Here is a 21,486-nt window from a genome sequence, read left to right as displayed (position 1 = left end):
TTAAATTTGATCTATTAACTTTGATCTTTTAACAGAATGGGCTTACCAAACTTTTTCGTAGAAATCGTTGTAAGCATCAATGTAAGTTTCTTTTGGCTGATAATCTAAAAATAATTTTTCAGAAGATTTTACATATTTTTCCACCTCGCTGTTAATGCTTTCCGTGCCTTTAATTACGGCATCGGAGTAGTCGATAGCCATTTTACTAAGGTTCTCGTAAGTTGGCGTTTTTAATTTACTGACATCGTCCGGCTTAATTCCTTCGAGCAGTACTTTGTTTTTTAAATCTTTATCCAGTGGCTTTTTAAAGTCGTCGTTGTATAATGAATAAACTACTTTCGATTGTTCAAAAAGCGGGTCGTTGTAGTAATATTTTTTTATGAAAAGCGGGACCAGTGCTGTCATCCAGCCGTGGCAGTGAATTAAATCGGGAGCCCAGCGTAATTTTATTACGGTTTCCAGCACACCACGGGCAAAAAACAGCGCACGTTCGTCGTTATCTTCAAATTCTTCGCCTTTCGAATTGGTGATAACATGTTTGCGGTGGAAATAATCTTCGTTATCGATAAAATAAACCTGCATCCGGGCAGCCTGTATCGAGGCTACTTTAATAATCAGCGGATGGTCGGTATCGTCGATAACCATGTTCATCCCCGACAAGCGGATTACTTCGTGCAATTGATTACGTCTCTCATTTACCGAACCATATCGGGGCATAAAAGTTCTTATTTCTCTGCCTTTTTCCTGAATGCCCTGTGGTAAATAGCGGGCAATTTCCGACATTTCTGTTTCGGGTAAGTAGGGGGTGATTTCCTGCGAAATATAAAGGATCTTTTTCTTTTCCATTGACCTGTAAGCGCGGTTTATACAATGCGCAAAGGTAATAAAAATATCGGTAATAATCAATTCAGTCGTTATCATCGTGTGGTAACGACAATATATTTTTTCTGCTTCCTGCTGACGATAAACTAATTCCGGGGCTGATTAACTAACAACTAAATTTATTTACTTTGCAGGGTAAAATTTCATCGGATGAAGTTGGTTAAAACAAATAAAGAGCTGCAAGAGAAATTAGCGATACTCAGAAAAAATGGAGCAATCGGTTTTGTTCCCACAATGGGAGCTTTGCATTCCGGCCATCTGTCGTTGGTTGAAGCGGCCATGAAAGAAAACAATGGGGTAGTGGTAAGCATTTTTGTAAATCCTACCCAGTTTAACGATGCCAACGATTTAAAGCGATATCCGCGAAACCTTGAGGCTGATTTAAAAATGCTCGAACCTACGGGATGTGACCTTGTTTTTGCACCTGAGCCCGACGAGATTTATCCGGAGCCCGATACCCGGAAATTTGATTTCGGGGAAATGGAACAGGTAATGGAAGGAGCGCACAGGCCGGGCCATTTTAACGGAGTGGCGCAAGTGGTGAGTAAACTATTTGAATTGGTGAACCCTAACAGGGCCTACTTCGGGCAAAAAGATTTTCAGCAGGTGGCCATCATTAATAAACTGGTGAGCATGTTGGACATGGATATTGAAATTGTTCCCTGTCCGATTGTGCGCGAAGAAAGCGGCCTGGCTATGAGTTCGAGAAACGAACTGCTCAAAAACGATGAAAGGGGAAATGCTGCTTTGATTTACAAAACACTTTCGGCGGCAAAAAAACAAACCGATGAAAAATCCGTATATGAGCTAAAAAATTGGGTGACCGAAACAATCAACAAAAACCCGTTTCTCGATGTTGAATATTTTGAGGTAGTTGATGAAGAAAATCTTAAACCTGTTGAAAACTGGAGCGGTAATACTAAAAAAGTGGGTTGTATTGCTGTATTTTGTGGCCAAATACGTTTGATAGATAATATTGAATTAACGAATTATGCAAATAGAAGTTTGTAAATCGAAAATACATAAAGTAACCGTTACCGAGGCCAACCTGCAATATGTGGGGAGCATCACTATTGACGAAGATTTGATGGATGCCGCCAATTTAATTGAAAACGAAAAGGTGCAGGTAGTTAATATTAATAATGGAGAAAGGCTTGAAACCTACATTATTAAAGGAGAACGCGGCTCGGGAACAATATGCCTCAACGGCCCGGCAGCCCGGAAAGCTGCTGTTGGCGATGTGGTGATTATTATTTCTTATGCATCAATGGATTTTGAAGAGGCCAAATCTTTTAAACCCTCCATAATTTTCCCTGATGTGGAAACCAATCAACTTGTATAGGCTGTTTTTATCGGCTTAAGAAACAATTATTTTCAGACGAAAAATTATTGACTGTAACTTTTGCGTAAAAACCAACAGGTTAAATTTTTAAAAATCGCAGAATCCTTCATGCGTTTATAAAAATTTTATACTTTTGCAACACTTTTTTCGAACATGGGCTGGAAAACAAAATACGACGTGGAGTTTAAAGGCCTTAAAGAAGGCCTGCATGAGTTCGAATATGAAATTGAAGATAAGTTCTTTGAGCATTTTGATCAGGGCATGGTGAGTGTTGGGGACCTGGCCGTTAAGGTAGATTTGGAAAAGCGAAACACCTTCCTGAAATTGTATTTCAAAATTAAAGGATGGGTGGAACTTACCTGCGACCGTTGCCTCGAAAATTATCACCAGAAAATTAAAAACTCATTTGAGGTTTACGTGAAATTTGGTGATACCAGCAATAATATCGACGATGATGAAATTTTCTGGGTTTTACCAGAAGAACATCGCATTAACCTTGCCCAGTTAATTTACGAATATATTGTGTTGAGCATTCCTTTAAAGCATGTTCACCCCGACAAAAAGAACGGGGAAAGCGGATGCGATACTGACATGATTGAAAGATTGGATAATTTTACCCACGCAGAAGAGAGCGAAGAAGAGAAAAAAGAAAATGATATCGATCCTCGTTGGGAGGCTTTGAGAAAACTGAAAAATAATAATTAAAAATTGAAATAAAATGGCACATCCAAAGAGCAAAACATCAAAAACGAGAAGGAATAAAAGACGCACACATTACAAAGCGTCGCTTCCTACACTTGCCACTTGCTCAAATTGTGGGGCAACAGTAAAATACCACACCGTTTGTCCTGAGTGTGGATATTACAGGGGCAAGCAGGTAATTGAAAAAGAAATTGCAGTTTAAAGCCAGGTTTTAACCTGGTTTTTTTTTGCCCTTTTGCAGACTTTTAGGACGCTTTAATTTATTGTTATTCAAGAATTTAAGTTTTTATTAATGCTTTAACCCTTCCATTGCGGCCCCTCATTTTTTCTTCTATATTCACGCCTTTATTTTTTTAAACAGAATCAGAATAGTTGTGTTGGTAAATTTTATCAGGCATTGCTGATACATAATTTCCGCAATGCCTTTGCCGTGATCGTAAAAAATTTGTAATTTCAGCCGCCCTTCCCAATACAGGAGTTGAAAAAGGATATCTATGTTTTAAACAAATGAAATTTAAAATGGCAAAACAATCGGGAAAATCGTATGGTGAACTTCAAAATCAGTCAATTAATATAATAAGCGAAGGCACGTTAATAAATGGCGACATATCTTCAAATGGCGATATTAGAATTGATGGAGAACTTGTTGGGAATATTAAAGCAAAAGGGCGATTGGTAATAGGACCTAAAGGCAAAGTAAATGGTGAAGTAAATTGTAATAACATCGAAGTTTCCGGTTTTTTGAAGGGGAAAATTACTGTTTCCGAGCTGGTTACAATGAAAGCTTCTGCCAAAATCGAGGGTGATATTATTGCCGGCAAATTATCGGTTGAGCCCGGTTCAATTTTTACCGGAAATTGCACCATGGGCGATTCCAAAGGAAAGAATGAAAAAGCGCAAACAAAAGAACAAAAATAAATTCGATGCATTTATCCGTTATTCCAGCCTGGCTTTTGAAATGATGGCTATGATAGCTTTGGGAACTTTTCTCGGCTATAAAATTGACCAGTGGATGGATAACGAATTTAAAGGTTTTACACTTGGGCTGATGATTTTATCGGTTGTTGGGGCAGTTTTTTATTCAACCCGTAATATTTTAAAAAAATGAGCAGGGAGTTAAAGCGTTTCATTGTTAAAATTTTAATTGCTGTAGTTGTTTTGGCCGTAGCGGGCTGGGCAATTTTCACAAAGTTTGCTCCCGGTCATTATCTCCCTGTTTTGCCGTGGATGCTGGCATTTTTTGCCGTGGTTACTATTTTAATATATGCCTGGCAGCTTTCCCTGTTAAAAAAAGATTTAGGACGCTTTACCCGCAGTAGTATGATTGTTTCGCTTTTACGGCTGGTGCTCTATTCCGGGGTTGCCATTGTGTTTCTGATTACTCATTCTGAAAATATCCCTGCATTTATTGTCTCAATTGTAGTGGTTTATTTGGTTTTTACCTTTATTGAAGTGGCTGATTTAGCCCGAATCACAAAAAAAGGCAGGTAGAATCAAAACTTATTTGTAAATTAAGAAATTACAATATTGTCAGCTGTTTGGAGAAGACATATATAAATATTTATAGAATTATATATCAATTTCGGCAAATGCATGGAAAAAACTTTTAATTTTGCAGATGCTTGAAAAACAAGATTAGGCTATGCCAACACTAATCCAAAGTTTGTTAGTAACACTTATAAGTGCCGTTTTCTGGTTCAGTCCGGCAACAGCACAAGAGCAACAAACACACGAAAATTCAAACACTGCAGAAACCCATTCAGAAGAAGGATTTGATGCCGGTGAATTTGTTATTGAGCATGTTTTGGATGCCTACGAATGGCACATTGCCTCTTTTGGCGACACGCACATAAGCGTGCCCCTCCCAATTATTTTGTATAGCAATCACCCGGAACTTCACGAGGGAAAAAAACTGCATGTTTTCATGTCCACCAAATTTCATCACGGCCATGACGATTACCGTGGGTTCCGCATCTCCCAAAGTGAAGACTTTAAAGGAAAAATAGTAGAAGTTGACAGCCAGGGGTACGAAATTGGCCGGCCATTAGATATTTCTATCACCAAAACAGTTACCGGAGCTATTGTTTCTGTAATCGTTTTGTTTTGGCTTTTATTTTCGGCAGCCCGCAATGCAAAGAAAAACAGGGGCAGGGCTCCGTCGGGGGTTCAGAACCTGCTCGAACCGGTTATCGTTTTTATTCGCGATGAAATTGCAAAACCTTCAATCGGCGAAAAAAAATACCGGAAATTTATGCCGCCGTTGCTTACGTTGTTCTTTTTTATTTTGCTGAATAACCTGCTGGGATTAATTCCCATTTTTCCATTCGGGGCAAACGTAACAGGGAACATTGCCGTAACAATGGTTTTGGCACTTTTTACTTTTTTTGTAACCAATATCAGGGGGAACAAACATTACTGGAAAGAAATTTTCAACCCGGATGTCCCCATGTGGCTAAAAATACCCATTCCGTTAATGCCATTGCTGGAAATAACGGGAATGATAACCAAACCATTCGTGCTAATGGTACGTTTGTTTGCCAACATGCTTGCCGGGCACATGATTGTTACAGTCTTTCTGAGTTTGATTTTTATTTTTGGTAGTTTAATGGGACCTGCTGCTGGTTATGGGGTTAGTCCTGTTTCCATAATTTTTGGGGTTTTTATGATTTTGCTCGATGTATTGGTTTCGTTCATTCAAGCTTATGTTTTCACCCTGTTGTCGGCCATCTATTTTGGAATGGCAACAGCAGATAGTCATTAATATTCATTTTTAAATTTAACTGCTATGTTATCAGCTATTTTAAGTGTATTGTTACAAGCAACCGAAGCTGCAGCCAGGGCAAATTTTGCTGAATTCGGGGCAGCATTCGGTGCCGCATTTACAGCAATCGGTGCTGCTTATGGCATCAGCCGCATCGGGGCAAGTGCTATGGAAGCCATAGCCCGGCAACCCGAAGCCAGCGGAGATATCCGTTCGAACATGATTGTTTCGGCAGCTCTGATTGAAGGCGTTTCCTTCTTTGCCGTAATCGTTTGTGCGTTGGTATTGTTTATTTAGCAAGTAAGCCGAAACAGTGATCTGCGGGATTGCCGTAGCGCTGTTTCGTTTTTTAGAAAAAAATTCTTTCATCATAAAAAATTCTGACTATGGAATTAGTTACTCCGAATTTAGGTACGATATTTTGGATGGTTATCATCATTTCAATCGTGGCATTTGTGCTGAAAAAATTTGCCTGGAAACCTATTCTGAATGCATTGTATGAGCGGGAAGAATCAATTGAAACTGCATTAAATGCGGCCCAGGAAGCCCGCCAGGAAATGGATAAACTGAAAGCCGGAAACGAAGAGTTGCTGGCACAGGCCCGTAAAGAAAAAGAGGATATAATGAAGGAAGCAATAAAGCTGAAAGAAAATATCGTTGGCGAGGCCAAAGAAAAAGCATCGGCTGAAACGCAGCGGAGTATTGAGCACGCCCGGCAGCAAATTCAGAACGAAAGGGAAAAAGCTGTTAACGAGATGAAAAAACAGATGACCGAACTTTCTTTAATGATTGCCGAAAAAGTTATCAGAAAAGAGATGGCTGATGATAAAAAACAACAGGAAATGGTGAGACGGTTAGTTGATGAAATTGAATTGAATTAACACAACACTATGGATGAAAGCGCAATAACAGTTAGGTACGCCAAAGCTATTTTTTCGCTGGCCAACGAGAAAGATTTTCTCGCTGACCTGAAAAATGATATGGATTTGATTGCCGATGTTTGTAATCATTCGGTTGAATTTAACCTGCTGTTGAAAAGCCCGGTTGTAGCAACTTCAAAAAAAATCAGCATAATCCGGCAAATATTCAAGGGGAAAATTCATGAAATAACAATGAATTTTCTGGAACTGGTAACCAGAAAAAAGCGTGAAATCTATATCCCGGCGATGAGTAGAAACACGCTTGCACTCATCCGTAAAGAAAAAAATATAAAAACAGCTGTATTAACCACAGCAAAACCTCTTGATGAAAAACTGCTGCAAAAAGCAAAAAAAATATTTGAGGATGAATTGAAAACCGAGGTGGAACTTTCTGCCCGCGAAAGTCCGCACATTATAGGTGGGCTGATTTTGCGCATAGACGACAAACAATACGACGCAAGCATTGCCACGCAGCTTAGGAAAATTAAGCAAGAAATGATGAAAAGTTAGTATAACAGATTTTTATAGCAAACAGATAGTAGAATGATAAATATTAAACCGGCTGAAATATCTGAAATCCTGAAACAACAACTTGAAAATTTCAGGTCAGCAGCAGAACTGGAGGAGGTTGGTACCGTTTTGCAGGTGGGCGATGGCATTGCCCGTATCTACGGCCTTTCCGATGTGGAATCGAATGAGATGATTGAATTCGAAAGCGGGATAAAAGGAATTATTTTAAACCTGGAAGAAGACAACGTTGGTGCAGTTCTTTTGGGCGCATCGGAAGACGTTAAAGAAGGAGACACAGTTAAAAGGCTTAAGCGAATTGCTTCAATAAACGTTGGGGAAAAACTCATTGGCAGGGTAATAAATACAATTGGAGAACCTATCGATGGGAAAGGTTCTGTTTCGGGCGATTTAATTGAACTGCCACTTGAGCGAAAAGCCCCGGGCGTAATTTTCAGGCAGCCGGTAAAACAGCCGTTGCAAACCGGTTTAAAAGCAATTGATGCTATGATTCCAATTGGCCGGGGCCAACGCGAGCTTATAATTGGCGACCGCCAAACCGGTAAAACGGCTGTGGCAATCGACACTATTATCAACCAGCGCGAAAATTTTGAAAAAGGCGAGCCGGTTTATTGCATTTATGTGGCAGTAGGCCAGAAAGGTTCTACCGTGGCCAATATTGCTTCAACGCTGCAAAAACATGGCGCAATGGATTACACCGTAATCGTTTCGTCAACAGCTTCGGATCCGGCTGCTTTGCAATTTTATGCCCCCTATGCCGGAATGGCCATCGGGGAATATTATCGTGATACGGGCCGCGATGCATTAATTATTCTTGATGACCTTTCGAAACAGGCTGTTTCTTATCGCGAAGTTTCATTGCTGTTGCGGCGCCCACCGGGAAGGGAAGCTTATCCCGGCGATGTGTTTTACCTGCATTCGCGCCTGCTCGAGCGGGCAGCAAAAATTATTGAATCGGATGAAATTGCAAAGCAGATGAACGACCTTCCTGAAGGACTGAAAGGCAAAGTAAAAGGCGGAGGATCAATAACCGCGCTGCCAATTATTGAAACGCAGGCAGGTGATGTTTCGGCTTATATCCCAACTAATGTAATTTCAATTACCGACGGACAAATTTTTCTCGACTCCAACTTGTTCAACTCCGGAGTGCGACCGGCAATTAATGTGGGTATTTCAGTATCCCGGGTAGGTGGAAATGCACAGATTAAGTCCATGAAAAAAATGTCGGGTACGCTTAAACTCGATCAGGCGCAGTATCGCGAACTCGAAGCTTTCTCAAAATTCGGTTCCGACCTCGATGCGGCCACAATGCGGGTTCTCGATAAAGGCCGCAAAAACGTGGAAGTATTGAAACAAAAGCAATACACACCCATGCGGGTTGAGCATCAGGTTGCTATCATTTATTGCGGGGTGAATGAGTTGTTGAGGTTTGTTCCTGTAGAAAAGATAAAAGAATTCGAAAACGCTTTTCTTGAGCTGATGGAAATGGAACATCGCGATGTGTTGGACTCAATCAGGCAGGGTAATTTAACTGATAAAATTGAAAAAGTACTGAAAGATGTAGCAATGGAGGTGGCCGAAAAATACAAAAAGAAAACTGAAGAAGAGGATTAACAGGGTATGGCTGGTTTAAAAGAAATACGTACGCGCATTGCCTCGGTAAAAACCACAAGGCAGGTAACCAGTGCAATGAAGATGGTTTCGGCAGCCAAGCTGAAAAAAGCTCAGGATGCTATTTTAAGAATCAGGCCTTATGCCGGCAAATTGCATGAACTTCTTGTTTCACTTAGTGGCAGCCTGGAAAATGAGGCCGATTCAGTTTATACCCAACCCCGGGAACCTGAAAAGGTGCTGATTATTCTTATCTCGTCAAATCGTGGTCTTTGCGGAGGATTTAATCTAAACATTGCCAAAAAAGCCGTTGAGCATGTAAAAACAAATTACAGCATGCAAAGCAGGTTGGGGAATGTTGAGTTTTTGTGCATTGGCAAGCAAGGCGAGCGACAGGTTAAGTTGCGGGAAATGAAGGTGATTGAAAGTAAAAACGAATTGTTTGATCACCTCGATTTTGAACATGTGACCGAGCTGGCAACGGCCATTATGAAATCTTTTACTGATGAAAATTACGATCGTATCGATTTGGTGTATAATCAGTTTGAAAATGCAGCTGTTCAGGTAAATGCAGCTGAACAGTTTTTACCGGTTAAAATGGATGACAAAAATGAAACATCTGAATTTACCGATTATATTTTTGAGCCTTCAAAAGAATTTATTGTTCGTGAACTTATTCCCCGTTCATTAAAAATTCAGTTCTACAAGGCACTGCTCGATTCGCATGCCGCCGAACACGGGGCAAGAATGACCGCCATGCACCATGCAACCGATAATGCAACTGAATTAATTAAAGATCTTACCCTTCAATATAACAAAGAGCGGCAGGAATCAATAACAAATGAAATTCTCGAAATTGTGAGTGGAGCAGAAGCATTAAGCAGTAGTTGATTTTTATTTTACCCTTCCGGCAATTACCAGTTTTGTGGCAGGCTGAAACCCATGAATACTTGCTTTTTCTTTAAAAGTATCAATTTCAGGTTTCATCAGCTCGTATTCTTTCCGGCCTTTTATTCTTTCAAGCGCCTCTTCCATTTTTTCTACTCTTTGCTCAAGTTCTTCATTACTTTCAGTAAGATTAATTTCCTGATTATATTCAAAAAAGAACTGTACGGGAATTGCAGTTGTTTTCAGCATTTGCAGGATAGCGGCTTTTGTAAATGTTTCGCGGTGGCAAATGCCTGTCATGCGGTCGATACGGCTCTTAAAATGGTGGTACATCTTATGCACTTCCTGCGCCGGGTTTAAATTGTCGCTTATCAATTCATTTATGATTATCCATCCTCCCGGCTTTACCACTCTTTTCATTTCTTTCAACCCCTTTTTTACTTTGTTCAGATGATGCAGGGCCATTGAAATACTTACCAGATCGAACGAATTATCCCCGAACTGCAGGTTTTCTGCAACCATCTCGCTAAAAGTGATGTCAGGAAACCTGGTTCGTGCAGTTGCTAAGGAATCCTTATCAGGGTCAACGGCCGTAATTTTGGCATCTGCAAATGTTTCTTTCAAAGTGTTTATGAAATCTCCACTGCCGGTTCCAATATCAAGTATATTTTCAATTTTAATATCCTTGAAGAAAAGAGTGAGTGGCTCCATGTTTTTTTGTTGTTAGCAGTTTTTTACCTGATTTGTGTTTTGACCTTATTTTTTGCAAATGTACAAAAACACATTTTATGTTTACACATTAAATCAGCAAAAGAAAAGCAGATAACACAGTAACAACAATTACGAACGCACGATATGTTTTATCGGGTATTTTTTTCACAAGCCAAATTCCCAGCAAAGCTCCCAGCGCAATTCCGGGCAAAAGCAGCAAATCGAGTTTCAGCGTTTGCCAGTTAATGGTTTTCCATATTAAAAGGTGTAACGGAAATTTACCGGCATTGATGATTAGAAAGAACCAGGCCTGGGTGCCGATAAAATTGTTTTTGGGAAGATGCATGGCCAACAGATAGATGGCAAATATGGGGCCGGCAACATTTCCAATCATAGTTGCAAAACCTCCTAAAATTCCCATCAAGGCTGCAAACCACCAGGTGTCGGGGAAAAGGTTGGCGCTTTTTTTACGGTCTTTCCAAAGCATTAAGCCAATGCAGATGAAAACGACGATGGCAATGATATTTTTAAACCATTCGTCGTTGACCACTTCACCTACCCACAAGGCAATTCCTACACCTACGAATGCCCAGGGGAGCAGTTTCCATAAGTAGTTCCATTTTGCATGACGGTGATAATAACCCACTCCAAACCAATCGGCCATCATAAGTATTGGCAACAAAACACCTGTAGATGCCTTGCCACCGAAAATAATTGCCAGTACAGGAACAACAATCATAGAAACTCCGGGGACTCCCACTTTCGACATGCCGATAAACATCGCGCAAAAAAACAGGAGTGCCCATTGTAAAAGTGTAAAATCAATCATTTCGCAGGAATTTAAACGGCAAAGGTAAAGGATTTAAATTAACATTTATTAAGGGGGTGAAATAGTGACGGTTAAACCTATAGTTCAGAATATTTTATTTTCTAAATCCTGAAGTTCATCTTCGTTTATTTCACCAAACCACTCCCCAAGTTTTGTTCTTGCATTGTTTCTAATTTCAGGAGTGATGCTCGATGAAACCTGCGAGAGGGCAAAAATCAGCACCCCAAAATCATCGGTATAACCAATTAATGGAGTTAAGTCGAAAATGGCATCGGTGGGCAGGATAAAATAACCGAGCGCCGCAGCAATTGATACTTTTGTTTTAACTGTTACATCTTTTGATTTCATCACATAAAACAGAAGTAGAACAGCGTACACAACAGTTGCTCCCGCAGTCTTTGAAAACTCTTGGATTTTTTTCCAGAGCGATTGCTCAGAAAAATATTTGGAATATATGTTTTGCATTTTTTTTAGCTAAATGCTTTTAATTTTTAACACATCGTACACTTGCCCCTGATGATTTTTCAGGGAATGTAATTAAAACGCTGTTTTCCTGCAAATTTAATTCAATTTTCCTTTTTTTCAATACTAAAAACTTATGAACTGGAATTGAACCCTGTCCTTGTTTCATGTTTCAGAAACTATACAAATCGTTGAAAATTATGTGGGAAAAATAGTTGGATCAGGGACCTGACTATTTGATGTTTTTGAAGGCTTGGCATAAAATTTGTAAATCTAAATGTGATGTAGGACAGTTGTTTAGTATTCAGTTAGAACTATATAAAATCAGCCATCCTGAAAAGTTGGCTTTTAATTCCCGGCGGTATCTTTTTAAAGGTACCGTCTCTTTTTTTAGAGAAACTTCTATTTCATAAATTCTGCTTTCCCTTCATGCAAAATTTATATTTGAAGCTTTTAATTTACTGAATTTTGATTTTAGCAGGAATCATTATCTTTGTCGTTTCAATAAAAAAACTGGCCCGAAATGTTAGAAAAGATCAAGGCTTTACAACAGGAAATCGATGAAGCAAAAGCTTCCTCACTTGAAGAGGTGGATGAATTGAGAATTAAGTACATCAGCAAAAAAGGGAAAATCAATCAGCTTTTTGCCGATTTTAAAAATGTGCCCAACGAGCAGAAAAAAGAGGTTGGGAAAGCCATTAATGACCTGAAAAATTTTACGCTCGACAAAATCAATAACCTGCGCGATTCTTTCAGCAAAAGTGATTCGGGTACCGACGGTTTGGATTTAACCCGCCCGGGGGAACCTGTAAAGCTGGGAACACGCCACCCGCTGGCACTGGTGAAAAACGAAATCATTAGCATTTTTGGCCGGTTAGGTTTTACCGTTGCCGAAGGACCTGAAATTGAAGACGACTGGCATGTGTTTTCGGCGTTGAATTTTCCGCCTGAGCACCCTGCCCGCGATATGCAGGACACTTTTTTTATTGAAAAAGATCCGGACATTCTGCTGCGTACCCATACCTCGAGCGTGCAAATCAGGGTAATGGAACAAAAAGAACCACCTATTCGTGCGATTTTCCCGGGCCGTGTATTTCGCAACGAGGCCATTTCGGCACGTTCACATTGTATTTTTCATCAGGTTGAAGGTTTGTACGTTGACGAAAATGTGTCGTTTGCCGATTTGAAACAAACCTTGCTTTATTTTGCGAAGGAATTGTTTGGCGAAGAAACCCAAATCCGGCTGCGCCCCTCGTATTTCCCGTTTACCGAGCCCAGCGCCGAAATGGATGTGAGCTGTTCCATATGCGGAGGCGAAGGTTGCAATGTATGTAAATATACCGGCTGGCTCGAAATTCTCGGATGTGGAATGGTCGATCCAAATGTTTTGGAAGCCTGTAACATCGATAGCCGGAAATATACCGGCTTTGCATTCGGGATGGGAATTGAAAGGATTGCAATGCTCCGTTACGGGATTAAAGACATCCGCTACTTTTTTGAAAATGATATCCGTTTTTTGAAGCAGTTTGAGTCTGCTATTTAAAAAAATATTAACCGGTTCAAAGTCCCTCTTTCCATTGCCAGGCAGGCTATAAAACATTATTTTGTTGATAACTGAAATTATTCCCGTAAACTTTTTTTGGGAAGGATTCGTTGCTATAATCGTAACCGTTACATTAACAGTAATTTAACAAAGAGCTGTTTTTATTTATGTTTTGAAACATGTTTGAGAAAAATAGATACTTTTGCAAAAGACAAATTTGTCTTTTTTAAACAAAAACAGAGAACTATGGAAACAAAAACAAATCAGAATCAGATTGTTATTACAACAAGTACTGAGAATGAAAAACAAAAGCTGCCGGTAAATATATTACTGTCACTGGCAGCAGGAGCAATTGCCGGAATGGCAGTTATTTTCGGTCTCTTTTGGGGGGCAGAAATGCTTTTAAGCCTTTAATGAAGGTGAACAGAATGGTTTAGAAATATAAGTTTATGCTGAAAAGCCCCGCCAACCGGCGGGGCTTTCTCTTTGCCTTCAATTCGTTTTTTATACCATTTTAGGTGTTAATTTACCAGGCAAACAACGTGATATTACTCGTTTAATACTTTCTCAATTTGCTCCAGTTCTTCTTCTGAAAACGAACGTTTTTGCAACATGGCCACGTTGTCTTCAATTTGGTTTACTGAACTGGCCCCAATCAAAACCGATGTAATCCGTTTGTCTTTCAATATCCAGGCCAGTGCCATTTGCGCCAGTGACTGCCCGCGGTTTTGAGCAATTTCATTCAGTTGAACAATTTTGTCGTGTGCCGATTTCACATCTTCTTTTTTCAGGAAAACTTCACGGGTGGCACGTGAACCTTCGGGAATTCCATTCAAATATTTATCGGTGAGCAGTCCTTGCGCCAGCGGCGAAAACGGGATGCATCCAATTCCTTCTTCTTCCAGCACATCCAGGAGTCCGTCTTCCACCCAGCGCTCAAACATTGAATAGCGTGGCTGGTGCATCAGGCAGGGCGTTCCAAGTTCCTTCAAAATTTGGGCGGCTTCTTTGGCCATGCCAGCCGGATAATTTGAAATACCCACATACAATGCTTTGCCGGAACGAACGGCATGGTCGAGCGCCATCATGGTTTCTTCCAACGGCGTGTCCGGATCCGGACGATGCGAGTAGAAGATATCCACGTAATCGAGCCCCAAGCGTTTCAGGCTTTGATCGAGGCTTGCCAGCACATATTTGCGGCTTCCCCATTCCCCGTATGGCCCGGGCCACATCAGGTAGCCGGCTTTCGAGGATATTACCAGTTCGTCGCGGTAGGCGCTGAAATCCTGTTTCAGTATTTTTCCGAAATTTTCTTCTGCCGAACCCGGAGGCGGACCATAATTATTGGCCAGGTCGAAGTGGGTAATTCCCAGGTCGAAGGCCCGGTGAAGCATAGCGCGGGCGTTTTCAAAATTATCAATTCCCCCGAAATTATGCCAGAGGCCCAGTGAAACTGCCGGCAGTTTTAAACCCCACTTTCCGCAGCGGTTATAAAGCATCGAATCGTAACGGTTTTCTTTTGGTAGATAAGTCATATTGCAAAATTTTTAGTTGGTTACTATTTCCGGCTGAAAGTTATCAAATTATGGGAGTTGTGCCAAATGGAGTGCGTGATTTTAAAATTCAATTTCTAAATTTGGTTAAATTTTCAATGGCTTTTCTTTTCGTTCTGTAAAATCCAGTAGATGCCCTTAAGTCCGGGTCTGATGTCATCTGTTTTTAACAGCACAATTATTTTTTCAATATAGGCCAAAGTACCCCAGCCAATTGCAATGTAATAAAACCAGAGGTTAAAGCCCCAAACAAAAAGCACGAAAAAGAAGGCACCCTGGAGGTATCCGGTTATTACTGCACCGTAAAGATGAAGGCCGGGTATTTTTTTGAACCTGATGAGAGCTACAATATAGCTTAGTACAAAAACAGCCAGGAACAGAAAGAGGAGCCAGGAGTGGGGTTTTACAGGTTCCCATTTAAAAGCAAACAAGCCGTAAAGCGCCAGGATATAGGTGCCAATATCGCCCAGGTTATCGATTGCGGCACCAAACCGGGTAACAATATTAAACTTTCGGGCAATAAACCCGTCGATAATGTCGCTTAACAGGTTAATACATAAAAGTATAACAAACCATTGTACATTTCCTAAAAGAGCCAGTACTAAAATTATCGGGAATGTGATTACCCTGTAAGAGCTGATAATATTGGGAATATTCAGTATGTTTTCTCCTTTGAAGTAAAGTTTCTTCATGAAAAGTCAGTGTTAATTTGCGTTTCAAAAATAATAATTTTGTTGTACTATAGCATCAGCAATAAAACTAATAACACGCTCAATGGGATTAGTAAATTATCAATTCCTTTCCAGCTAATTAATTCAGCAATTGTACTTACCAAAGAAATAACCAGAGCAATGCTAAAAATTTTGAGGTTAAGTTTCATCTGGTTAAAATACAGGGCAATTGTACTGATTGTCAAACCAATTTGTACATTCATAACATTAAATTTTAGAACCGATAAATTCAATTAATCCCACAACTGGGCCTCCGGCAATGAGGCTGTCGAACCTGTCGGGAAAACCCCCGTGCCCGGGAAGTAATTGCGAGAAATCTTTCACACCAAACTTTCTTTTATACATTGATGCAAGTGCGTCGCCGGTAAATGCAAAGAAGATTATGGCGATTACAAGAAGCAGTGAACTTATGGTTTGTTTTCCGGTGAGGCTGTGAAATAAAAACGAAGTAATTATTGCAACAACTGCACCTCCCAAAACACCTTCCACGGTTTTTCCGGGACTTATCCGTGGCAATACCTTATTTTTCCCAAATAGCTGGCCGCTTATCTGGCTGAATGCATCGAATATGGAAAGAATCAGAAAAGTGAAAAGTATAAGCTTGTTGTCTAATTGACTGAAAAAATAGAACCCTGCACTGAAAATCAGATAAACGATGAATGAGATATCGAAAAAAGTGATATTTCTGAAAATTGACCGTTTAAAAAGGGACAATAATTCGCCCGCACCAACTAAAATAATAAACAGAACAATATACCTGAACACTTGTGGGGCAAAGGCAATGCACAAAAACAGGACGTTAATAATTATAAAATACACACCGAATTTTAACCAGCTGGCACGTGCAGTTTTTTTATCTTTTTTTCGGTTTATAATATAAAATGCAATGCCACCCAGTGCAAAGAATGAAAGAATAATGATGTAAATAGTTAAAATTATGCAGCTATTTAAAAATAGGATATAGAACATTTATCCAAATGCCAGGTGAAAGAATTTTTTCAATTTATCAACTTCTTTTACTTTCCTGAGATCGTATTATATTTATTTTTTACTTCGGCAATTATCTTTTTCTCATGTGAGATCAGGTCTATTACATTACCAGTTTTCATGTTTTGCCATCCCTCACATGAGCCTATAATGATTTGATGGAATTCTCCAATATGGTTTTGTAAGGTTTTCTGTGCTTGCCGATTAGTTTCGTTTTTAGCCCACAAGTCATAATTCAATTCAAAACCCGATATTTCAAATAGTGCAGCGAAGGGATCTATTATATTCTTTCCGAATTTCGTAGATGCCCTATGTCTGGCTTCCTTTGCTTTTTCTATCAAATGGTTTACAGCAGTTTCAAGATCTTTGTTAGATATCCAATTTAAATACGGCATTATAATGGATTTAGGCTTTTAAAAACCTAAATATAATTGAATGGAATGGTTTATTCAATAATGTTACTATTATTTGTGCTAATTTTATTTTTAGTTTGCAAATGAACATTATTTAAAAAACGGATAATTGAATAACCAATTTCCTTTGCCAAATTAATTGGAACAGCATTGCCAATTTGCTTGTATTGTTGCGCAATTGATCCACAGAATTTCCAATCATCAGGAAAGGTCTGAATCCTTGCATATTCTCTAACAGTGAATGGCCTCGTTTTTTCGGGATGACATCTTTCCGTTTGCTTTTGAGCAGGACTGCACGTTAGTGTTAAGCTAGGTTCATTCCAACTCATTCTCCTTGCCATACCCGTTTTCCCGCCGCCTAAATAAAAGCTTCTCCCCATATATTCTTTCTGAATATCAATGGGTAAGTCCCGCCAATATCCTCCTTCAGGGACTTTCTCTAATACTGCTTTCTTCTTTTGAGGATAACTTTGCCCTTCTGAATGAGGTACATCAGAACTATATAGTTCTCCTTTTTTTAACGCATCTTTTAGGTTATAAATTTTTTTGTATGGTTTGGGAAAACTAAAAAAATTGGGATTTAAATCTTTTCTTATTCCTACAATTAATACTCTCTCTCTCTTTTGCGGGACTTTATAAAAGATAGCTTTAAGTAAACGAGGAGGTAACACTTTATAACCAATTTCGTCTAAAATTGAAATCATGCCTTCAATTGTGCGGCCACCATCATGATTAAGCAATCCTCTAACATTCTCGCCAACACAGATCGGGGGCATTGTTTCTTTAACAATTCTGGCAAATTCATAAAATAAAGTGCCACGGGCATCTTTGAGCCCAAGTTTTTTACCGGCATAGCTAAAAGCTTGACAGGGAAATCCTCCGGTGATAATGTCAACTTTACCTTTATATTTTTCAAATGATATATTACTTACATCGTCTTCGATTACATTCCAGTTAGGTCTATTTTTCCTTAATGTTTCCGAAGCCCAGTGATCAATTTCATTTAATGCAAGGCATTTAATACCTGCTTTTTCTAAGCCAAGAGCTAATCCTTCAGCCCCTGCAAATAATTCAATCGCGTTAAAATCATGAATGGGTTCAATGTAATTAGTATTTTCATTAGAGTTAAATAAAAAATCTAATTCATCAAAAATTTTTAGTTGATCCTTTTTATAAACCCGATAATTACTCATCGGCTCACGAACCGCCTCAAGTTTGCCATTTCGATCCCAACGTCGTAAAGTTTCTTTACTTACTGATAATAAGTCTGCAACTTCTGAAATAGTGTAATATTCCTTCATTTAATAACCAATATATACAACATTATACATGGTTACAAATTAATTGCATTTTTTTGATAAAAACAAGAACTTTGTGCATTATTAACAAACAAAATAATTTTGAAAAAGTATCAGGAAAGTAAAATTAAAGTTCCACGATTCAACGAAGCAAATGGTTTCTATACTACAAAAGCTCGTTCAAAACTAATGAGCAAAATAAAAAGTAAAGAGACAAAGCCGGAACAAAAATTACGAAAAGTTCTTTGGAATTTAGGTATAAGGTACCGTAAAAACGTTAAGAAATTGCCTGGCTCACCTGATATCGTAATTTCAAAATATAAACTTTTAATATTTGTTGATGGGGCATTCTGGCATGGATATAATTGGGAAGAAAAAAAGAGAAAAATAAAATCGAACAGGGATTTCTGGATCCCAAAGATTGAGCGTAATATTCAGCGGGATAAACAAAATAACGACTTATTAATTAACGAAGGTTGGAAAGTCCTCCGGTTTTGGGATTTTCAAATAAAAAATGAATTTGGAAAATCTTTATATCAGATTTTAGATTATATTGAAAATTTTGAGAAATATGGAAATAAAAAAATCCAGTAACTTTCGTTACCAGATTTTTAATATGATAATAATTCTACTTAAACTTTTGGTAACTCCCAGGGAGCGCGGTAGGTAGGAGTCAGGTATTCGTTAGCGTTGTTATCATCAATGAATTTGCTGTTATCGGCATCCCAGTATAACCTTGTTCCTGACTTGAGTGCAATGTTTCCAAGGTGAGCGACTCGTGCTGTGTTGGCGGCAATACCAACATTTACGTTCGTATTGCGATCATTGTCGTGAATACATTCAATGAAATTCTTCATATTGTTATTCAATCCTTGTCCGTCACCTTTTTTCAGTTCCACGCGTTCCATTCTTGGGTTGTTACCGCCTTCGGGAATCACTTCCCAGCCCCCCCGGTCAACGACAAGGGTTCCGTTTTCACCAACAAATCCCACGCCATGTGAACGTCCGTAGTATCCGCCATCAATTCCAAGTCCATGATCCCACAGCATTGTATAACCATCGAATTCATAAAGGGCCTGCATAGTATCTGGTGTTTCACAAGCATCATCAGGGTAAGCGAATTTGCCTCCCATCGACATGACCGATTTGGGTGCTTTGGCTTTCATTCCATACAATCCGAAATCGATGATATGAACGCCCCAGTCGGTCATTAATCCTCCGGCATAATCCCAAAACCACCTGAAATTAAAGTGAAACCGGTTGGGATTGAACGGACGTTTTTGGGCTGGCCCGAGCCAGAAATCGTAATCCACTCCTTCGGGTACGGGGCCATCGGGTTTTACCGGAATTGATTTCATCCATCCCTGGTACGACCAGGTTCGTACAGTTCGTATTTTTCCGAGTTTACCCGAGTGTACAAAATCTACTGCATCGAGCCAGTGCTTGTCGCTGCGTTGCCACATTCCTACCTGAACAATGGAGTTGTATTTATGAGCTGCTTTCTCCATGATATTTATCTCTTCGATGGAGTTCCCAAGTGGTTTTTCGCAATAAATATACTTCCCTTCTTCTGCTGCATTTACAAAAGGTATGCAATGCCAGTGGTCGGGTGTACCAATAATAATCACATCAATTCCTGGTTCTTCCAGTAATTTTCTGAAATCCTTAAAACCTTTGGGTTTCTTACCCTGGATTTTTTCGGTGTCGGCAATTCGCCTGTTCAATACATTTTCATCAACATCGGCAATGGCTGCACATTCAGTATTTGAATGGCGTAGAAATGCCTGCAAGTCGGCAAACCCCATTCCGTTTGCGCCGATCAGTCCGCATACCAGTTTTTCATTTGAGCCCACACACGATGCTAGCGGCATTGAAGCAGCTACTCCAACCCCGGCAGTTGCCAGGGCCGATTTTTTAATAAAACTTCTTCTAGTTGTCATTAATTATAATTATTAGATTAAAAGTTGGTAGCCGGATGTCTGTTAATTATTTTTCTGACTTCCGGCTTCGGTCTTACTTTTTTTTATTTGTCTTTCTGCATTGCATCGTCGAAAGCCACGTCGGATGGTTCAAAATCCACATTCTTTACAAACTGACAGGCTTCGGTTGCTCCGGCTTCGCGGTTCATTCCGCTGTCTTCCCATTCTACTGAAAGCGGCCCGTTGTAGCCAATGTCGTTCAGTGCACGGATGATATTTTCGAAATTGACACTTCCGTGGCCCAAACTACGGAAGTTCCAGTAGCGGCGGTTATCTCCAAATTCAGCATGGCCGCCAAAAACGCCAATGCCTTTCGGTACATCGCTCCAGTAAGAATCTTTCATGTGAACATGGAATATCCGGTCGGAAAATTCATAAATAAAGCGCACGTAGTCAACATGTTGATAACCGAAATGGCTCGGGTCGTAATTAAATCCGAAGGCCGGGTGGTTATCCAGCGCCTGCAAAGTCAGATGGGCAGAGTGAATATCGAATGCGATTTCTGACGGATGGGCTTCCAACGCGAACTTCACTCCTATTTTCTGGAATTCATTTAGAATAGGAATCCAGCGTTGGGCAAATTCTTCGTAGCCCTTTTCAATGGTTCCCGGCGGGATTGGCGGGAAAGCGTAAAGCTTGTGCCAAACCGGGCTTCCGGTGAAGCCTGCTACCGTATCGAGCCCCAGCATTTTAGCCACTTTGGCAGTTTTTATCACTTCTTCCGCAGCACGCTGGCGCACTCCTTCAGGGTCGCCATCTCCCCAAATGTAATCGGGCAGAATCCCTTTGTGGCGTTCGTCTATGATTGCATCGGATACACATTGCCCCACGAGGTGTGTGGAAATGGTGTATAAATCCAAATCGTATTTTTTCAGCAGGGCTTTCCGCTCGTCGCAGTAGGCTTGGTCGGCTTTGTCAACTTCCATGTGGTCGCCCCAGGTACAAAGTTCGAGGCCATCGTATCCAAATTCTTTTGCTTTTTGGCACATGGTTTCAATGGGAAGATCGGCCCATTGTCCGGTGAATAGTGTTACTGGTCTTGCCATGATTAATATATTTTAAGAGCCTCACCCCCGTCCCCTCTCCAAAAGAGAGGGGAGGAAGAAAAGACTTTAGTTTTTATAGAATTTTTATCAATATTTTTAGTATTTCTTTGTTCAACAGCAATTCAGGGTTTAAATAATTCTATTTCGAATATGTCGACGGTTTTCAAAAAAGCGCATAGTAATACTGTACAGCAAAAATACAGGCTTCTCACTGTGTCGTTATCAGCTCAAAAATTTTTTAATTTCTTATTTTTCCCTCCTTTCTTTTTTTTCCCCGGTTTTTCCCTGATTTTCGGAGCA

28 protein-coding genes are annotated in these 21,486 nt (G+C 39.9%); 16 read left to right on the top strand and 12 right to left on the bottom strand.

Annotated features, from left to right (window positions below; translation table 11 throughout):
- Window positions 1-42: 42 nt before the first annotated feature.
- On the bottom strand, window positions 43-846 hold the full coding sequence (locus ACTCNA_RS13365; RefSeq protein WP_462948421.1) for a glycogen/starch synthase: 804 nt from the start codon (window positions 844-846) through the stop codon (window positions 43-45).
- A 186-nt stretch (window positions 847-1,032) separates the two neighbouring features.
- Between ACTCNA_RS13365 and panC the strand changes: the two genes are divergently transcribed.
- From panC to atpG, 13 genes are all read left to right on the top strand, one after another.
- A complete protein-coding gene (gene panC / locus ACTCNA_RS13360; protein ID WP_462948420.1) occupies window positions 1,033-1,893 on the top strand; it encodes a pantoate--beta-alanine ligase in 861 nt (286 codons plus the stop codon).
- Window positions 1,874-2,224, top strand: a complete 351-nt coding sequence (gene panD, locus ACTCNA_RS13355) for an aspartate 1-decarboxylase (protein WP_462948419.1) — start codon at window positions 1,874-1,876, stop codon at window positions 2,222-2,224. Before panC ends, panD begins: the two co-directional genes overlap by 20 nt.
- 153 nt (window positions 2,225-2,377) lie before the next feature.
- Entirely contained in the window at window positions 2,378-2,929 is a 552-nt protein-coding gene (locus ACTCNA_RS13350) for a YceD family protein (protein ID WP_462948418.1), read from the top strand.
- Window positions 2,930-2,942: 13 nt separating this feature from the next.
- Window positions 2,943-3,128 carry a 50S ribosomal protein L32 gene (rpmF, locus tag ACTCNA_RS13345; protein WP_073169618.1) on the top strand — a complete coding sequence of 62 codons (186 nt, stop codon included), beginning with the start codon at window positions 2,943-2,945 and terminating at the stop codon, window positions 3,126-3,128.
- 317 nt (window positions 3,129-3,445) lie between these two features.
- Window positions 3,446-3,844, top strand: coding sequence for a bactofilin family protein (locus tag ACTCNA_RS13340; protein WP_462948417.1), 399 nt, complete (start codon window positions 3,446-3,448; stop codon window positions 3,842-3,844).
- Window positions 3,813-4,034 (top strand): AtpZ/AtpI family protein, encoded by a 222-nt coding sequence (locus ACTCNA_RS13335; RefSeq protein ID WP_073169621.1) that lies wholly within the window; start codon window positions 3,813-3,815, stop codon window positions 4,032-4,034. The genes ACTCNA_RS13340 and ACTCNA_RS13335 overlap by 32 nt, the downstream gene beginning before the upstream one ends.
- Window positions 4,031-4,417 (top strand): hypothetical protein, encoded by a 387-nt coding sequence (locus tag ACTCNA_RS13330; RefSeq protein ID WP_462948416.1) that lies wholly within the window; start codon window positions 4,031-4,033, stop codon window positions 4,415-4,417. The genes ACTCNA_RS13335 and ACTCNA_RS13330 overlap by 4 nt, the downstream gene beginning before the upstream one ends.
- Window positions 4,418-4,568: 151 nt before the next feature.
- Window positions 4,569-5,687, top strand: a complete 1,119-nt coding sequence (gene atpB, locus ACTCNA_RS13325; RefSeq protein WP_462948415.1) for a F0F1 ATP synthase subunit A — start codon at window positions 4,569-4,571, stop codon at window positions 5,685-5,687.
- A gap of 24 nt (window positions 5,688-5,711) precedes the next feature.
- Window positions 5,712-5,984 carry an ATP synthase F0 subunit C gene (atpE, locus tag ACTCNA_RS13320; protein ID WP_462948414.1) on the top strand — a complete coding sequence of 91 codons (273 nt, stop codon included), beginning with the start codon at window positions 5,712-5,714 and terminating at the stop codon, window positions 5,982-5,984.
- A gap of 89 nt (window positions 5,985-6,073) precedes the next feature.
- Window positions 6,074-6,568 carry a F0F1 ATP synthase subunit B gene (gene atpF / locus ACTCNA_RS13315; protein WP_462948413.1) on the top strand — a complete coding sequence of 165 codons (495 nt, stop codon included), beginning with the start codon at window positions 6,074-6,076 and terminating at the stop codon, window positions 6,566-6,568.
- 9 nt (window positions 6,569-6,577) lie between these two features.
- Window positions 6,578-7,117, top strand: coding sequence for an ATP synthase F1 subunit delta (atpH, locus tag ACTCNA_RS13310; RefSeq protein ID WP_462948412.1), 540 nt, complete (start codon window positions 6,578-6,580; stop codon window positions 7,115-7,117).
- A 33-nt stretch (window positions 7,118-7,150) separates the two neighbouring features.
- Window positions 7,151-8,749 (top strand): F0F1 ATP synthase subunit alpha, encoded by a 1,599-nt coding sequence (gene atpA / locus ACTCNA_RS13305; RefSeq protein ID WP_462948411.1) that lies wholly within the window; start codon window positions 7,151-7,153, stop codon window positions 8,747-8,749.
- A gap of 6 nt (window positions 8,750-8,755) precedes the next feature.
- Window positions 8,756-9,637: an ATP synthase F1 subunit gamma gene (atpG, locus tag ACTCNA_RS13300; RefSeq protein WP_462948410.1), complete on the top strand. Its 882-nt coding sequence runs from the start codon at window positions 8,756-8,758 to the stop codon at window positions 9,635-9,637.
- A 3-nt stretch (window positions 9,638-9,640) separates the two neighbouring features.
- Here atpG and ACTCNA_RS13295 read toward each other — a convergent pair whose 3' ends face one another.
- The 3 genes from ACTCNA_RS13295 to ACTCNA_RS13285 all read right to left on the bottom strand — a co-directional run bounded on the left by ACTCNA_RS13295 (window position 9,641) and on the right by ACTCNA_RS13285 (window position 11,639).
- Window positions 9,641-10,345, bottom strand: coding sequence for a class I SAM-dependent methyltransferase (locus tag ACTCNA_RS13295; protein WP_462948409.1), 705 nt, complete (start codon window positions 10,343-10,345; stop codon window positions 9,641-9,643).
- Window positions 10,346-10,433: 88 nt separating this feature from the next.
- Window positions 10,434-11,174, bottom strand: coding sequence for a sulfite exporter TauE/SafE family protein (locus ACTCNA_RS13290; protein WP_462948408.1), 741 nt, complete (start codon window positions 11,172-11,174; stop codon window positions 10,434-10,436).
- Window positions 11,175-11,258: 84 nt separating this feature from the next.
- A complete protein-coding gene (locus tag ACTCNA_RS13285; RefSeq protein WP_462948407.1) occupies window positions 11,259-11,639 on the bottom strand; it encodes a YkvA family protein in 381 nt (126 codons plus the stop codon).
- 520 nt (window positions 11,640-12,159) lie between these two features.
- Here ACTCNA_RS13285 and pheS point away from each other — a divergent pair.
- A complete protein-coding gene (pheS, locus tag ACTCNA_RS13280; RefSeq protein WP_462948406.1) occupies window positions 12,160-13,179 on the top strand; it encodes a phenylalanine--tRNA ligase subunit alpha in 1,020 nt (339 codons plus the stop codon).
- 183 nt (window positions 13,180-13,362) lie between these two features.
- Complete coding sequence (locus ACTCNA_RS13275; protein WP_462948405.1) at window positions 13,363-13,593, top strand: hypothetical protein; 231 nt, start codon at window positions 13,363-13,365, stop codon at window positions 13,591-13,593.
- 134 nt (window positions 13,594-13,727) lie between these two features.
- Here the strand turns inward: ACTCNA_RS13275 and mgrA are convergent, their stop codons facing one another.
- From mgrA to dcm, 6 genes are all read right to left on the bottom strand, one after another.
- Entirely contained in the window at window positions 13,728-14,714 is a 987-nt protein-coding gene (gene mgrA, locus ACTCNA_RS13270) for an L-glyceraldehyde 3-phosphate reductase (protein WP_462948404.1), read from the bottom strand.
- A 113-nt stretch (window positions 14,715-14,827) separates the two neighbouring features.
- On the bottom strand, window positions 14,828-15,424 hold the full coding sequence (locus ACTCNA_RS13265) for a CDP-alcohol phosphatidyltransferase family protein (RefSeq protein WP_462948403.1): 597 nt from the start codon (window positions 15,422-15,424) through the stop codon (window positions 14,828-14,830).
- Between the two features lie 47 nt (window positions 15,425-15,471).
- Window positions 15,472-15,666 carry a hypothetical protein gene (locus ACTCNA_RS13260; protein WP_462948402.1) on the bottom strand — a complete coding sequence of 65 codons (195 nt, stop codon included), beginning with the start codon at window positions 15,664-15,666 and terminating at the stop codon, window positions 15,472-15,474.
- A gap of 4 nt (window positions 15,667-15,670) precedes the next feature.
- Window positions 15,671-16,432 (bottom strand): phosphatidate cytidylyltransferase, encoded by a 762-nt coding sequence (locus ACTCNA_RS13255; protein WP_462948401.1) that lies wholly within the window; start codon window positions 16,430-16,432, stop codon window positions 15,671-15,673.
- Between the two features lie 47 nt (window positions 16,433-16,479).
- Window positions 16,480-16,845, bottom strand: a complete 366-nt coding sequence (locus tag ACTCNA_RS13250; RefSeq protein WP_462948400.1) for an Eco47II family restriction endonuclease — start codon at window positions 16,843-16,845, stop codon at window positions 16,480-16,482.
- Window positions 16,846-16,895: 50 nt separating this feature from the next.
- Window positions 16,896-18,164 (bottom strand): DNA (cytosine-5-)-methyltransferase, encoded by a 1,269-nt coding sequence (gene dcm / locus ACTCNA_RS13245; RefSeq protein WP_462948399.1) that lies wholly within the window; start codon window positions 18,162-18,164, stop codon window positions 16,896-16,898.
- A 99-nt stretch (window positions 18,165-18,263) separates the two neighbouring features.
- Between dcm and ACTCNA_RS13240 the strand changes: the two genes are divergently transcribed.
- Window positions 18,264-18,755: a very short patch repair endonuclease gene (locus ACTCNA_RS13240; RefSeq protein ID WP_462948398.1), complete on the top strand. Its 492-nt coding sequence runs from the start codon at window positions 18,264-18,266 to the stop codon at window positions 18,753-18,755.
- Between the two features lie 38 nt (window positions 18,756-18,793).
- On the opposite strand, the gene ACTCNA_RS13235 is transcribed toward ACTCNA_RS13240, so the two are convergent.
- On the bottom strand, window positions 18,794-20,101 hold the full coding sequence (locus tag ACTCNA_RS13235) for a Gfo/Idh/MocA family oxidoreductase (RefSeq protein WP_462948397.1): 1,308 nt from the start codon (window positions 20,099-20,101) through the stop codon (window positions 18,794-18,796).
- Window positions 20,102-20,184: 83 nt separating this feature from the next.
- Window positions 20,185-21,186 (bottom strand): sugar phosphate isomerase/epimerase family protein, encoded by a 1,002-nt coding sequence (locus tag ACTCNA_RS13230; protein ID WP_462948396.1) that lies wholly within the window; start codon window positions 21,184-21,186, stop codon window positions 20,185-20,187.
- Window positions 21,187-21,486 lie beyond the last annotated feature (300 nt).

It is taken from the genome of Tangfeifania sp. (assembly GCF_055108615.1).
Note: the sequence above shows the minus strand (reverse complement) of the source record. Positions and strands in the feature narration are given on the sequence as shown.

Bases quoted from the DNA above. Each gene is read 5' to 3' on its own strand.
- ACTCNA_RS13365 (WP_462948421.1), bottom strand. From the start codon at position 846: ATGGAAAAGAAAAAGATCCTTTATATTTCGCAGGAAATCACCCCCTAC.
- panC (WP_462948420.1), top strand. From the start codon at position 1,033: ATGAAGTTGGTTAAAACAAATAAAGAGCTGCAAGAGAAATTAGCGATA.
- panD (WP_462948419.1), top strand. From the start codon at position 1,874: ATGCAAATAGAAGTTTGTAAATCGAAAATACATAAAGTAACCGTTACC.
- ACTCNA_RS13350 (WP_462948418.1), top strand. From the start codon at position 2,378: ATGGGCTGGAAAACAAAATACGACGTGGAGTTTAAAGGCCTTAAAGAA.
- rpmF (WP_073169618.1), top strand. From the start codon at position 2,943: ATGGCACATCCAAAGAGCAAAACATCAAAAACGAGAAGGAATAAAAGA.
- ACTCNA_RS13340 (WP_462948417.1), top strand. From the start codon at position 3,446: ATGGCAAAACAATCGGGAAAATCGTATGGTGAACTTCAAAATCAGTCA.
- ACTCNA_RS13335 (WP_073169621.1), top strand. From the start codon at position 3,813: ATGAAAAAGCGCAAACAAAAGAACAAAAATAAATTCGATGCATTTATC.
- ACTCNA_RS13330 (WP_462948416.1), top strand. From the start codon at position 4,031: ATGAGCAGGGAGTTAAAGCGTTTCATTGTTAAAATTTTAATTGCTGTA.
- atpB (WP_462948415.1), top strand. From the start codon at position 4,569: ATGCCAACACTAATCCAAAGTTTGTTAGTAACACTTATAAGTGCCGTT.
- atpE (WP_462948414.1), top strand. From the start codon at position 5,712: ATGTTATCAGCTATTTTAAGTGTATTGTTACAAGCAACCGAAGCTGCA.
- atpF (WP_462948413.1), top strand. From the start codon at position 6,074: ATGGAATTAGTTACTCCGAATTTAGGTACGATATTTTGGATGGTTATC.
- atpH (WP_462948412.1), top strand. From the start codon at position 6,578: ATGGATGAAAGCGCAATAACAGTTAGGTACGCCAAAGCTATTTTTTCG.
- atpA (WP_462948411.1), top strand. From the start codon at position 7,151: ATGATAAATATTAAACCGGCTGAAATATCTGAAATCCTGAAACAACAA.
- atpG (WP_462948410.1), top strand. From the start codon at position 8,756: ATGGCTGGTTTAAAAGAAATACGTACGCGCATTGCCTCGGTAAAAACC.
- ACTCNA_RS13295 (WP_462948409.1), bottom strand. From the start codon at position 10,345: ATGGAGCCACTCACTCTTTTCTTCAAGGATATTAAAATTGAAAATATA.
- ACTCNA_RS13290 (WP_462948408.1), bottom strand. From the start codon at position 11,174: ATGATTGATTTTACACTTTTACAATGGGCACTCCTGTTTTTTTGCGCG.
- ACTCNA_RS13285 (WP_462948407.1), bottom strand. From the start codon at position 11,639: ATGCAAAACATATATTCCAAATATTTTTCTGAGCAATCGCTCTGGAAA.
- pheS (WP_462948406.1), top strand. From the start codon at position 12,160: ATGTTAGAAAAGATCAAGGCTTTACAACAGGAAATCGATGAAGCAAAA.
- mgrA (WP_462948404.1), bottom strand. From the start codon at position 14,714: ATGACTTATCTACCAAAAGAAAACCGTTACGATTCGATGCTTTATAAC.
- ACTCNA_RS13265 (WP_462948403.1), bottom strand. From the start codon at position 15,424: ATGAAGAAACTTTACTTCAAAGGAGAAAACATACTGAATATTCCCAAT.
- ACTCNA_RS13260 (WP_462948402.1), bottom strand. From the start codon at position 15,666: ATGAATGTACAAATTGGTTTGACAATCAGTACAATTGCCCTGTATTTT.
- ACTCNA_RS13255 (WP_462948401.1), bottom strand. From the start codon at position 16,432: ATGTTCTATATCCTATTTTTAAATAGCTGCATAATTTTAACTATTTAC.
- ACTCNA_RS13250 (WP_462948400.1), bottom strand. From the start codon at position 16,845: ATGCCGTATTTAAATTGGATATCTAACAAAGATCTTGAAACTGCTGTA.
- dcm (WP_462948399.1), bottom strand. From the start codon at position 18,164: ATGAAGGAATATTACACTATTTCAGAAGTTGCAGACTTATTATCAGTA.
- ACTCNA_RS13235 (WP_462948397.1), bottom strand. From the start codon at position 20,101: ATGACAACTAGAAGAAGTTTTATTAAAAAATCGGCCCTGGCAACTGCC.
- ACTCNA_RS13230 (WP_462948396.1), bottom strand. From the start codon at position 21,186: ATGGCAAGACCAGTAACACTATTCACCGGACAATGGGCCGATCTTCCC.